The 12,575-nt window shown below is 66.2% G+C and carries 11 protein-coding genes and 1 riboswitch; all 11 genes read right to left on the bottom strand.

Annotated elements, in window-relative coordinates; genetic code table 11:
• Positions 1 to 48: 48 nt before the first annotated feature.
• Entirely contained in the window at positions 49 to 420 is a 372-nt protein-coding gene (gene gcvH / locus Q4610_RS06490; protein ID WP_304535177.1) for a glycine cleavage system protein GcvH, read from the bottom strand.
• A gap of 67 nt (positions 421 to 487) precedes the next feature.
• Complete coding sequence (gene gcvT, locus Q4610_RS06485; protein WP_304535176.1) at positions 488 to 1,639, bottom strand: glycine cleavage system aminomethyltransferase GcvT; 1,152 nt, start codon at positions 1,637 to 1,639, stop codon at positions 488 to 490.
• A gap of 175 nt (positions 1,640 to 1,814) precedes the next feature.
• Positions 1,815 to 1,914, bottom strand: a riboswitch (glycine riboswitch).
• Between the two features lie 53 nt (positions 1,915 to 1,967).
• The gene (locus tag Q4610_RS06480) at positions 1,968 to 3,128 is read right to left on the bottom strand and encodes a deoxyguanosinetriphosphate triphosphohydrolase (protein ID WP_304535175.1); all 1,161 of its coding nucleotides are present in this window, start codon (positions 3,126 to 3,128) and stop codon (positions 1,968 to 1,970) included.
• A gap of 11 nt (positions 3,129 to 3,139) precedes the next feature.
• Positions 3,140 to 5,131: an SPOR domain-containing protein gene (locus Q4610_RS06475; protein WP_304535174.1), complete on the bottom strand. Its 1,992-nt coding sequence runs from the start codon at positions 5,129 to 5,131 to the stop codon at positions 3,140 to 3,142.
• Positions 5,132 to 5,254: 123 nt separating this feature from the next.
• Positions 5,255 to 6,700: a cell division protein FtsZ gene (gene ftsZ / locus Q4610_RS06470; protein WP_304535173.1), complete on the bottom strand. Its 1,446-nt coding sequence runs from the start codon at positions 6,698 to 6,700 to the stop codon at positions 5,255 to 5,257.
• Between the two features lie 106 nt (positions 6,701 to 6,806).
• Positions 6,807 to 8,093 carry a cell division protein FtsA gene (gene ftsA, locus Q4610_RS06465; RefSeq protein WP_304535172.1) on the bottom strand — a complete coding sequence of 429 codons (1,287 nt, stop codon included), beginning with the start codon at positions 8,091 to 8,093 and terminating at the stop codon, positions 6,807 to 6,809.
• 5 nt (positions 8,094 to 8,098) lie between these two features.
• The gene (locus Q4610_RS06460) at positions 8,099 to 9,040 is read right to left on the bottom strand and encodes a cell division protein FtsQ/DivIB (protein WP_304535171.1); all 942 of its coding nucleotides are present in this window, start codon (positions 9,038 to 9,040) and stop codon (positions 8,099 to 8,101) included.
• Positions 9,033 to 9,983: a D-alanine--D-alanine ligase gene (locus tag Q4610_RS06455; protein WP_304535170.1), complete on the bottom strand. Its 951-nt coding sequence runs from the start codon at positions 9,981 to 9,983 to the stop codon at positions 9,033 to 9,035. Before Q4610_RS06455 ends, Q4610_RS06460 begins: the two co-directional genes overlap by 8 nt.
• Complete coding sequence (gene murB, locus Q4610_RS06450; protein WP_425262532.1) at positions 9,980 to 10,894, bottom strand: UDP-N-acetylmuramate dehydrogenase; 915 nt, start codon at positions 10,892 to 10,894, stop codon at positions 9,980 to 9,982. Before murB ends, Q4610_RS06455 begins: the two co-directional genes overlap by 4 nt.
• A complete protein-coding gene (locus Q4610_RS06445; protein ID WP_304535168.1) occupies positions 10,876 to 11,073 on the bottom strand; it encodes a hypothetical protein in 198 nt (65 codons plus the stop codon). The genes murB and Q4610_RS06445 overlap by 19 nt, the downstream gene beginning before the upstream one ends.
• On the bottom strand, positions 11,073 to 12,512 hold the full coding sequence (gene murC, locus Q4610_RS06440; RefSeq protein ID WP_304535167.1) for a UDP-N-acetylmuramate--L-alanine ligase: 1,440 nt from the start codon (positions 12,510 to 12,512) through the stop codon (positions 11,073 to 11,075). The genes Q4610_RS06445 and murC overlap by 1 nt, the downstream gene beginning before the upstream one ends.
• Positions 12,513 to 12,575: the final 63 nt, after the last annotated feature.

Here is a 12,575-nt window from a genome sequence, read left to right as displayed (position 1 = left end):
TTCAAAACTCCCCCCTCCCTTGAAAGGGAGGGATTTATTCTTGTCGCTTTAAAGCGCGGCCACGAATTTCTTGTAGGCCGCTTCGGTCATCAACCCTTCCAGCTCGCTGGCGTCGGTGATGCGCAGCTTGAAGAACCAGCCGTCCTCCTCCGCATCGCTGTTGACCAGCGCGGGTTCGTCCTCCAGCGCGCTGTTGCTTTCGACCACTTCGCCGGAGATCGGGGCATAGACATCCGACGCGGCCTTGACCGATTCCACGACGGCGGCGTCGTCGCCCTTGTCAAAGGTCGTGCCTTCGGCAGGCAGTTCGACGAACACGATGTCGCCAAGCTGTTCCTGCGCATAATCGGTGATGCCGACGGTGGCGATTTCGCCTTCGACATCGATCCATTCATGTTCGTCGGTGAAATAACGGCTCATGGATATACTCCCCGGAATGATTTGATCGACAATCATGACCCATAAAAAGGTCGGAAGGAACGCAGGCTCACGCCTTGCGGCGGTAACGATGCGGAACGAACGGCATTGGCGCAACCATTGCGGCGATTCGCTTGCCGCGCACTTCGATTTCCAGCGCCGTGCCTTGCGCGCTGTGCGGCAGGCTGACCCAGCCCATGGCGATCGGCGCGCCCACGGTCGGCGCGAAACCGCCGGAAGTCACTTCACCGACCTGCGTGGCCCCGACATGGATGGTCGCGCCTTCCCGCGCGGGCAGGCGGCCTTCGATTGTCAGGCCGACACGCTTGGCGCCGGGACCGTCGGCCAGTTCCTTCATCACGCGGGCATGGCCGATGAAGCCGCCTTCCTCGCGGCGGCGCTTCTGTATGGCAAAGCCCAGGTCCGCGCCGATGGTGCTGACGGCGGGCGAAAGGTCATGACCGTAGAGCGGCAGGCCCGCCTCCAGCCGCAGCGAGTCGCGCGCGCCAAGGCCGATGGGCTTGACCTGCGGCAGGTCGCACAGCGCATCGGCAAGCAGCGTCACGTCATCGGCGGGGATGCTGATTTCGAACCCGTCCTCCCCGGTATAGCCCGACCGGCTGATCCACAGCGATACGCCGCGCCAGGTGAAGAGGCCCGATTGCATGAAGATGAGGTCGGCGGTTCCGGGGATGAGCGCCGCCAGCGCTTCCCCCGCTTCCGGCCCTTGCAGCGCCAGCAGCGCCTGATCGGCCATGTGGTTCATCACGACTTCGTCGGGCAGATGTTCGATCATCCAGCCCATATCGTCATATTTGGTCGCGCCGTTGACGACCATGTAGATGGCAGCGCCATCGAAGGCGTCATCACCCAGGCGCGACACCATCAGGTCGTCGAGGATGCCGCCATCCTGATCGAGCAGCATCGAATAACGCTGGCGAAAGGGCTTCAGCCCCTTGATATCGCTGGGCAGCAGATATTCCAGCGCATCGTCCACACCCTCGCCCGAAAAGCTGATCTGGCCCATATGGCTGACATCGAACAGGCCTGCATGTTCGCGGGTCCAGCCATGTTCAGCCATGATGCCTTCATACTGGATCGGCATATGATAGCCGGCAAAGCCAACCATGCGCGCGCCACGGGCACGATGCCAGGCGTCGAGCGGCAGCGCCTCCAGCGGCAGGGCTTCTTCGATATGGGTGACGTCATCAGTGCCGGACATGGATCGGCCTTTCCGTGCAGGAGGTGGTAGCGACAGCGCCCGCGCCCGGAATCGGACCCGCAGCATCTGCCACCCCCTCTGTCACGGAACCTGAGAGCTTTGACCATGGGCTTTGCGGCCCGATGGCTTACCCCTTCGGTGGGACGGGCGAACCGTCCGCTTTCCAGAGTGCCTTGCGCGCGATGCGGTCCTTTGACCTGAGAGATTCCGGGGCGGTTGCTCCTTCGGTGACGGGGTGGCCTGAAAGGCTTCCCATACTCTCCCGCATCATGCCCGGCGAACGAATCCACCGGAGACGCTTTTGCATTGCGGCAAAGGACAGGGCGCGTCAATCCGCCCGCGCGAACAGCCCGTAAATTTCCGCATGGCGCTTTTCGGCGTAGCGGTCGGTCATGCCGGCGATGAAATCGGCGATGTGGCGGCTGCGGGCGGGTTCCTGGCTGACACAATCGTCGCGCCATTCGGGCGGCATCAGCGCGGGATCCTGCCTGTAGGCGCGGAACAGGTCGGTGACGATGATGCGCGCCCGGTCGGCGGCGGCGAGCTGTTCAGGGTGATGGTAGAGAGTGGCGTACATGAAGCGCTTGAGGTCGCGTTCCTGCGCCGCCAGCTCTGGCGAGAAGGCGACCAGGGTGCGGCCCAGGGCGCGGACATCCTCGACCGTCTCCACGCCCGACGCGGCGATATTGGCGCGGGTCGATTCGATCAGGTCATTGGCCATGACGCCGATCTGTTCGCGCACCAGTTCACGCAGCAGCCGGTCGGGCGCGACATCGGGATAGCGGGCGCGCACCCGGTCCCAGCAGCGGCGCACCAACGGCACGTCCAGCAACTGGTCCAGCGTCAGCAGGCCCGCGCGCAGGCCATCGTCAATGTCATGATTGTCATAGGCAATGTCGTCCGAGATCGCCGCCAGTTGCGCCTCCAGCGAGGCATGGCTGGTCAGGTCGAGCGGGAAAAGTGCATCCAGTTCACGCATCGCCCAGCCGGGGTTCGTGATCGGCCCATTATGCTTGGCCAGCCCCTCCAGCATTTCCCAACTGAGGTTGAGGCCGCGAAAGCGCGGATAGGGACTGTCCAGCAGCATCAGGGTGCGCAGCGTATGGGCGTTGTGATCGAAACCGCCATGATCTTCGAGCGCGACTTCCAGTGCATCCTCCCCGGCATGGCCGAAGGGCGGATGGCCGATGTCATGGGCAAGGCAGAGCGCTTCGGTCAGATCCTCGTTCAGCCCCAGCGTGCGCGCGGTGGTGCGGCCGATCTGCGCGACTTCCAGGCTGTGGGTCAGGCGGACGCGGAAATGATCGCCGTCGGGCGACACGAACACCTGCGTCTTGTGGCGCAGGCGGCGGAAGGCGATCGAGTGGATGATCCGGTCGCGGTCGCGCTGGAACATGTCGCGCGGCCCGCGCATTTCGCCGCCCGGCTCGGCATGGAGACGGCCACGGCTGGCGGCGGGATGGCAGGCATAGGAGGCGAGCGTCGTCATGGGACGCCCTCTTAGTCGCCCGCCAGCCGTTCGACCACCTCCCCGGCGTCGCTTTTCCATGCGAATACATCGGCCCCGGCGGCTTTCAGCTTGTCCTCCATCTCCTTCGCGCGGGCGAAGCTGGGGAAAGGACCGACCAGCAGGCGGTTGGTGCGGCTCCAGCCCGCGCTCCAGGCGGATTGCGGCGCGAGAGGGGCATATTTCTTGCGCAGCCCTTTCATGGTGAAGCCCAGGGCGGACTTGCTCTGGCCGACGCCGACCTGGAGCCAGTTGCGTGACGGGTTGGCGGCGAGGCGTTTCTTTTCCTCGGCTTCGGCTTTCGCCTTTGCGTCGGCCTCCGCCTTTGCCTTGGCGAGTGCGTCCTTCTTCGCCTTGTCAGCGGCGAGCTTCGCCGCGATTTTGGCGGCAGCCTGGCGTTCGGCGCGGCGCTGCGTCTGAAGCGCGGCGATCTCGTCCAGGTCGACGGCGGCGACGGTCGCCTGCTTTTCGGTGTCGGGCACGTCGATCGCCCGGATGATCTCGGCGAGGCTGCGGGTCGCTTCGGGATTGGGTTGCGGGGTGGTTGTCGGTGGCGGCGCCGGGGGCAATGCCTGCACCACAGGAGCGGCGACAGGCGGGGTCGACGCCTGCGCCAGGGTGATCGCGTTGATCTGCGACGCGGGCGAGGCAGCGGGCGGGGTCGGCTGGGCGGGCCGATCGATCGAATCGAAGCCCGGCGCGGGCGGCCCCTGCACCTGTGCGGACGGTGCCGCAGCCTGACGGACGGGTGGCGTCTGGGCGGGGGGTGGCGTTGTGGAGGGTGACGCAGGCAGCGACTGGACCTGTGGCGCAGGCTGGTTCGTCACCGGCTGCGTTGGCGCGGATTGGATGGCGGGCGGCGACGATGGCAGCGGCAGAGGCAGGGTCGGGGGCAGGGTCGGGGGCAAAGACTGGACCTGCGCCTGCGGCGGCGCGGGTTGACGCATGGGTTGCGGCACAGGCGCGGCGACCTGCGCCTGCGCCAGTTGCGGGGGTGGTTGCGGGGTCGGGACCGATTGCGCGGTCTGGACCGACCTTGGCTGGCGCGCCAGGCGGGCGGCTTCGGCGCGGGCCAGCCTGTCGGCCTCCCGCTGCTGGCGGCGCTGTTCGGACCGGCTGAGCGCTTTGGTGCGGGTGGTGGCGGGCGCTGCGGCCACCGTCACCGGGGGTTTGGACAGGGTGATGCCCGGCGCGGGCGGGGTCGGGACAATCGCCGCGATGGTCGTGCCGGTCTGTTGCGGGAAATGGCCGAAATGCACCGCCGCCGCCTTTTGCGCGGGGGTCAGATAGGGCATTTTCAGCATATAGGGGACGATCGCGATGGCCAGTTGCGCCGGCATCGTCTGGTCAGCGATCTTCTTCGCGTCCGCCTGCCTGTTGTTCATCGCCAGGATGAACGCCTTGTAACGCCATGCGGCCCGGTCGCTCTTGTAAAGCAGCGGGTCCAGTATCTTTTCCGCCGCCTCCACCTGCCCGGCTATGCCGAGCGAGGCGGCGTAGCGGCGCACCAGTTCATCGTCACCGGGCGTGCGCAGCAGCGCGGCCTGATAGTCGCGCTGGGCGCCCGCCTGATCGCCGGTCATGTCCCTGGCGAGCGCGCGGTCGGACAATATCGTCGCATCGGGATAGCCCAGACGCTGCGCCTGGTCGAACAGTCGTAAGGCTTCGCCGGGATTCTGCATCTGGAGCATCACGCGGGCGAGGCCGGCCTTGATCCGGCCGTTGCCGCTGGTGATCCCGTCCGCGCGGGCGAAGAAACCGGCGGCGGCGCGGGCATCGTCCAGCGCCAGTGCGGCCTCCCCCGCCCCGATCAGCGCGCTCACGTCGCGCGGATTGTCCGCAAGCCGGGCGAGATGGTTGTTGAGATCGGCCGCGCCGGACGGGCGCGCAAGCTGGGCCTGGTCGGATTGGGCCAGGACGATCGGGGTGGGCGCGATCCCTGCCAGAAGCAGGCCGCCGGGAATCCAGAAGGAAATGCGTTTCACCAGCGCGCTCTAGCCGATTTCAGGATGAATGGGGAATTGGCCCCATGAAAAAGCGCGCCGGATCGCCCCAGGGGACCGATGGCGCGCTTTTGCAGGGTCACGGCGCGGGCGCGCGCCGGACGATCACTGGTTGTTCTGGCGATTGAGGAAACGCGGAATATCCACGCCCGGCGCGCTGTCGTCGGCGCCCGGTCCCTTTTCATGGCCACGGGTCAGCCCTGCCATCCGTTCGAACAACGTGCCGCCGGTCGCGACCCGCGGCGCAGGCGCGGCCGGGGCCGGCGCGGCTGCGGCCGGGACAGGCGCTTCGGCGCTGTCGGCGCCCAGCACCAGTTCATCCTGATCCGGGTCTTCATCGGAAAAGATCGCGGCCGGCCGGGGCGGCGAAAAGGGCGCGGGCGCAGCCGTCGGCTGAACCGGAGCGGGTGCTTCGGGCACATCCAGTTCCAGCGTTGCAGGTTCGGGCGCCGGCTGTGGCGCGGCAACCGGGGCGGGTTGCGGCGCGACCGGCGCCGGCTTGGGCGCAGCAGCCTGGGGCACGGACACGGCGGGACGGCTGGCGAAGCTGAACGGCTGGGTCAACGGCGCGGCATGGTTGCCGATTTCGTTGTCGATGCCGGTGGCGACCACCGACACGCGAATCTTGCCATTGAGATTGTCGTTGAAGGCGCTGCCCCAGATGATGTTCGCGTCCGGGTCCACCAGTTCGCGGATATGGTTGGCGGCCTCGTCCACTTCCATCAGGCGCATGTCGTCGCCACCGACGATCGAGACGATGACGCCCTTCGCCCCGCGCATCGACACGCCATCGAGCAGCGGGTTGGCGATCGCCTTTTCCGCCGCCTGGAGCGCACGGCCGTCGCCTTCGGCTTCGCCGGTGCCCATCATCGCCTTGCCCATTTCGCCCATCACCGAACGCACGTCGGCAAAGTCGAGGTTGATGAGGCCCGGCATGATCATGAGGTCGGTGATCGACCGCACGCCCTGTTGCAGCACCTCGTCCGCCATCTGGAAGGCTTCCTTGAAGGTGGTGTTGGGGTTGGCGATCAGGAACAGATTCTGGTTCGGGATGACGATCAGCGTATCGACATGCTTTTGCAGTTCCTCGATCCCCGCTTCCGCCGACTTCATGCGACGATTGCCTTCGAAGGTGAAGGGCTTGGTCACGACGCCGACGGTCAGGATGCCGCGATCGCGCGCCGCCTTGGCAATGACGGGGGCCGCGCCGGTGCCGGTGCCGCCGCCCATGCCGGCGGTGATGAAGCACATATGCGCGCCTTCCAGCGCCTGCTCGACCGAAGCGATGGTTTCTTCCGCCGCCGCCTTGCCGATTTCGGGACGCGATCCCGCGCCCAGCCCTTCGGTGATCTGCGGGCCAAGCTGGATGCGCCGTTCGGCCGGCGAGCTGTTGAGCGCCTGCGCGTCGGTGTTGGCGACGATGAAGTCCACCCCCTCGACACTGGCGGCGATCATGTTGGCAATGGCATTGCCGCCCGCTCCGCCGACGCCGATGACCGCGATGCGCGGCTTCAGTTCGTCCACATGCGGCGGGCTGATTTCAATGCTCATATATTCTGCTCCCTCAGCTTCCTCGTCAGGAAGCGATACCGTCATCAATCGTTAACACCAGAAAATAGCGGATTCACCACCTAATTTCGTCTTCGTACAAATTCATTCAATAGTTGGTCTTCATCGCCCGCATCATCCGCTGCCACCAGAGCGGCGCGCCGATACGATGCACCGTCTGCGGCGCGGGCGCCATCGTGCGGAGATCAACCGGGTTGGAAGCGCCGTAAAGCGCCAGACCCGCCAATGTCGCGAAGGCGGGGCCACTATGCGCTTCGGGCATGGCGGACAAGCCCCTGGGCCGCCCGACCCGCACCGCGCGGCCCAGCGCGCCCTGCGCATAATCGGCAATCCCCTTCATTTCCGCGCCGCCGCCGGTCAGCACCACCTGCCGCCCGGTGGGCGTATTGAAGCCCATGCCGGCGAGCGCGCCATTCACTTCGGTCATGATCTGGTTCAGCCGTTCGCAGATGACCCCGACCAGGGCGGCGCGCGTGATCTTGCCCCCTTCCGCATTGGGACCGGCGACCTGCCCCGCCGTCGCGACCTCGCCATGGGGCGGCGCGATCTCGATCATCTCGCGGAAATCGCGCGGATTCTGCATCGCCGAACCGTAAAAGCATTTGATCCGTTCCGCCTGGCTGCGGCGGATGCCGAAGGCCGAAGCGATATCGTCGGTAATGTCCGACGCGCCAAAGGGGATCGAGTGAAGGCCGACCAGCATCCCCCCGGCATAAAGCGAGACATTGGTGACGCCCGCGCCCATCTCCACCAGGGCGACGCCCAGATCGCGTTCTTCCTCCGACAGGCAGGCAAGGCCCGTCGCGATCGGCGAGGCGACGATCGAGTTGACGTTGAGATAGGCGCCGCGCACGCACAGGTCGAGATTGGCGAGCGGCGCACCGTCGGCCAGCACGACATGAATGTCGACGCCCAGCAGATCGGCGTGCATGCCCAGCGGTTTCTTGACCGGCACCTTGCCATTGATGGTGAAACAGGTCGGCTGGGCATGGAGGACGACGCGGCCATCGGGGTCGATGCCCTGCTGGCCGGTGGTGAGCAGGTCGTCGATATCGGCCTGTTCGATGCGATAGCCGGCCATGTCACGTTCGACCGTGACGACATCGCTGACCAGGCTGCCGCCCGAAAAGCTGACCCACACATCCTCGATATTGGTGCCAGCGACCCGTTCGGCCTGTTCCACCGTTTCGCGCACGGCCAGTTCGGTGCGCTCCATGTCGGCGATGAAACCCCGGCGCACCCCCCGGCTTTCGCGCTGGCCGGTGCCCAGGATCGCGAGTTCGCCGGTGTCGGTGCGACCGGCGATCAGCGCCGACACTTTCCAGGAGCCAATGTCGATCGCGGTGATCAGCTTTTCGACCTTGGGCTGCGCCATGGACTTCAGCCTTCCTCGCCTTGCACCGGCGCACTGGCGCTGCCGGCCGCCGCGCCGGCCGACTTTTCTTCCACCTGCCCCTGCGGCAGGCGCAGGACGAAGCGGTCGGGATCGCGCATGTCGAACCTGACGATGCCCCGGCCCAGCAGCCGGTTCACCCCGTCCATCCGCGCGAAATTGACCAGCGCGGACGCCGAATCCTTGTCACCCTCCGGCAGGGACAGGGTTTCACCCGACTGAAAGCGCAAGTCCCAGCGGCGGTTCCCGACCCAGGTGGCGCCGGCCAGCATCGGCTTGAGAGCCGGGGCATTTTCCATCAGCCGGTTGAGGCCGGCGGTCTGGCGGTTGGCATTGGGACCGACGACCAGGGGCAGGTCGGGCATCGCGCTGGCGGACACCGACTGCAACACCACGCCGGCCACGTCGATCAGATGCAGCTTGCCGCCATGCTGCCACACCGCCACCGGATCGCGCTCGACAATGTCGACCACCAGCGTGTCGGGCAGGCGGCGGGAAATACGGGCATCCTTGACCCAGCCCAGTTGCAGCATTTCGGAACGCACCCTGGGCAGGTCGAGCGAGAGCATGGAACGATCCACCTGGCCCAGCGCGATATTATAGACAGGCAGTTCGTCCATGCGCTCGACGCCGCGCACCTCGACCTTCTCGACCTCGAAACCGGCGCGGGCGGCAAGATCGGCCACCTGTTGCCGGGCCATGCCAGGCAGCCCCATGAAGATCGCGATGGTGACGGCAACGCCGCCGACGATGGCGACGATCGCCCAACTGGCCATGCGCTGGAGCGTGGCTTCACTGACGGGCAGCCATTCGATCAGCCGGTCAAGGCTGCTCTGTCGCTTGAGGGTGCGGCCACGCCCGCGCGTCGCCCGCCCCTTCGCGCTGCTCAGTCGCGCGGTGCCGCCGCGCCTGATCCGTGCCTCAGCCATCCTGTTTACCCCCGGCGCGGTTCAGCGCTTCCTCGACAATAGTCTCCACCAGCGTGGCATAGTCAATGCCGAGCCTGGCCGCCTGTTCAGGAACCAGGCTCAAGGGGGTCATGCCCGGCTGGGTGTTGACCTCCAGCAGATACAGCCCCGCGATACCCTGTTCGTCATCCCAGCGAAAATCGGCCCGCGACGCACCCTTGCAGCCCAGCAACCGGTGCGACCGCAGCGCCAGCGCCTTGCAGGCTTTTGTGATCTCGTCCGGGATATCGGCCGGGCAGACATGTTCGGTCATGCCGTCGGTATATTTGGCGTCGAAATCGTAGAAGCCGCTCTTCGGGCGCAGTTCGGTGACGAGCAGCGCCTCGTCGCCCAGCACGGCCGTCGTCAGTTCGCGGCCACGAATATAGGGTTCGGCGAGCAATTCGGGGAAATCCTGCCACGGCCCCACGCTGTCGCGGGCGATGGGGTTGCCATAATTGCCCTCCGCCGTGACGATGGCGACCCCGACCGAACTGCCTTCATTGACGGGCTTGAGCACATAGGGGCGCGGCAGCGGATCGGCCGTGAACAGGCTTTCGCTTTGCACGATATGGCCGCCGGGCATGGGGATGCCGTGGGGGACAAGCGCCTGCTTGGTCAGTTGCTTGTCGATCGCGATGACCGATGTGGCAAGGCCGCTATGGGTGTAGGTCAGGCCCATCAGGTCCATCATGCCCTGCACCGTGCCATCCTCGCCGGGGACGCCATGGAGAGCGTTGAAGATCACGTCCGCCCTGGTTTCAGCCAGGCGCGCGGCGACATTGCGGTCCATGTCGATGCGGGTGACGGTGTGGCCGCGCGATTCCAGCGCCTTGGCCACGCCCTCCCCGCTCATAAGCGATACGGGCCGCTCCGCCGACCAGCCGCCCATCAGGACGGCGACATGCCAGGGGCCACGAGTCACTTGGCTTTTCCCACGCGCTGAATTTCCCATTCCAATTCGATTCCGCTCTTTTCCCTGACGCGGCGGCGGACTTCCTCGCCCAGCGCCTCGATGTCGGCGCTGGTGGCCTCTCCGGTGTTCAGCAGGAAATTGGTGTGCTTCTCGCTCACCTGTGCGCCGCCCAGTTGCAGCCCGCGACAGCCCGCCTCGTCCACCAAAGCCCAAGCCTTGTGACCATCCGGGTTCTTGAAGGTCGATCCGCCGGTCTTGCTGCGCAGCGGCTGGCTTTCCTCGCGCGCGGCGGCGATGCGGTCCATTTCCGCCTGGATTGCGGCCGGTTCGCCGGGATGGCCCCGAAAGGTCGCCGACACAACGACCGCGCCATCGGGCAGGGTCGAATGACGATAGGTGTAGCCAAGGTCCGCGTTGGACAGAGTCACCCGCGCGCCCGACCGCAGGACGATGTCGCATTCCACCAATATGTCGCACGTCTCGCGGCCATAGGCGCCGCCGTTCATCCGCACGAAGCCGCCGACCGTGCCGGGGATGGAGCGCAGGAACTCAAGCCCGGCAATGCCATTGTCGCGTGCCGTGGAGGAAACCAGGATGCCCGATGCGCCGCCGCCGCAGGTCAGCGTGGTGGCATCAAGCGCCGTCACCTTGGCGAAGGGCTTGCCCAGCCGCACGACCACGCCCGGCACGCCGCCGTCGCGGACGATGAGGTTGGAGCCGAGGCCCAATGCCATCACCGGCACCCCCGGATCGAGTGCGGCCAGAAAATCGGAGAGGTCGTCCGCATCCTTCGGCTCGAACAGCCATTGCGCCGCGCCGCCCGCCTTGAACCAGACGAGCGGGGCCAACGGGGCATCGGCCTTCAACGTGCCGCGCACCGGCGGAAGGGCGATGGTCGCCGTCAAGCGCGGATGCCCCACAGGTTCATCCAGCTTTTCACCGCCTTCATCCCCGCTTCATTTGCCTGCGTCGCGGCAAGGCTGGTTTCGACCTGATGCCGGGCCGCGTCCACCATGTCGCGCGCGGCCTCCACGCCCTGCATCTGGGCGTCGATCATGCGCTTCTGCATTTCCAGGCCAACGGCGAACAGTTCGAACATCAGACGGCTTCCTTGACCGTGGCGACGGCGGCGGCCAGGCCCGCCGCCCATTTGGTGATGTCCCCTGCCCCCAGGCAGATGACCATGTCGTCGGGCTGGATGTCGGCGGCGATCGCCTTCGCCAGATCGTCCGCGCCGGCGACGGTCGAGGCATGGCGATGCCCGCGCCGCTTCAATCCGGCCACCAGCGCGGCGCTGTCGACGCCCTCGATCGGCTGCTCGCCAGCGGTATAGACCGGGGCGGCATAGACGATGTCGGCATCGTTGAACGCCTGCTGGAATTCATCCATCAGGTCGCGCAGGCGGGTGAAGCGGTGCGGCTGGACCACGGCGATGACCCGGCCCCCATTAGCCGAACCAGACAGGCCTTCGCGCGCGGCGGCGAGCACCGCCTTTATCTCGACCGGGTGATGGCCATAATCGTCGATGACGGTGGCGGTGCCCCCGTCCACGGCGATTTCGCCGACCTTGGTGAAGCGGCGCTTCACGCCGCCAAACTTGGCAAAGCCGGTCTGGATCGTCGCGTCGTCGATACCCATTTGCAGCGCCACGCCGATCGCCGCCATGGCGTTCAGCACATTGTGGCGGCCGGGCATCGGCATCTCGATCCCCTCGATCCGGCGGATCGACCCGTCGCGCTCGCGAATCTGCACGTCGAAACGGTTGCCGCCGGGGATGGGCTGGACATTTTCGCCGCGAATGTCGGCCTGCGCCGAAAAGCCATAGGTGACGATCCGGCGGTCCTGCACGCGCGGCAGGATGGCCTGCACTTCGGGATGGTCGAGGCAGAGCATCGCCGCGCCGTAGAAGGGGACATTGCCCACAAATTCGACAAAGGCGTCCTTCACCCGGTCGAAGCTGCCATAATGGTCGAGATGTTCGGGATCGATATTGGTCACGACCGCGATCGTGCCGTCCAGCCGCAGGAAGCTGCCGTCGCTCTCGTCGGCCTCCACCACCATCCAGTCGCTATTGCCCAGCCGCGCGTTGGACCCATAGCTGTTGATGATGCCGCCGTTGATGACGGTCGGGTCCACCCCGCCCGCGTCCAGCAGCGCCGCGACCATCGAGGTGGTCGTCGTCTTGCCATGGGTGCCCGCCACCGCGACGGTCGATTTCAGGCGCATCAGTTCGGCCAGCATTTCGGCGCGGCGGATCACCGGGATACGGGTTTCCAGCGCCAGTTCGACCTCCGGGTTGCCGCGCTTGATCGCGGTGGAGGTGACGACCACGGCGGCGTCGCCCAGATTTTCGGCCTTGTGGCCGATCATCACCCTGATCCCCTTGGCGCGCAATCCCTCCACGACATAGCCTTCGGCCACGTCGGACCCCTGCACGCTATAGCCCAGATTATGCATCACTTCGGCGATGCCGGACATGCCGATGCCGCCGATGCCGATGAAATGGATCGTGCCGATGTCCGTGCCGACACCCTTCATGCGATAAACTCCGAAACACTGTCGTCATGCCAGCAAAGGCTGGCGTCTCTCTTTTCTTCGAGA

The sequence above is a fragment of the Sphingobium cyanobacteriorum genome (genome assembly GCF_030580935.1).
Taxonomy (GTDB): Bacteria; Pseudomonadota; Alphaproteobacteria; order Sphingomonadales; family Sphingomonadaceae; genus Sphingobium; species Sphingobium cyanobacteriorum.
This window is presented reverse-complemented; position numbering and strand designations above follow the sequence as displayed.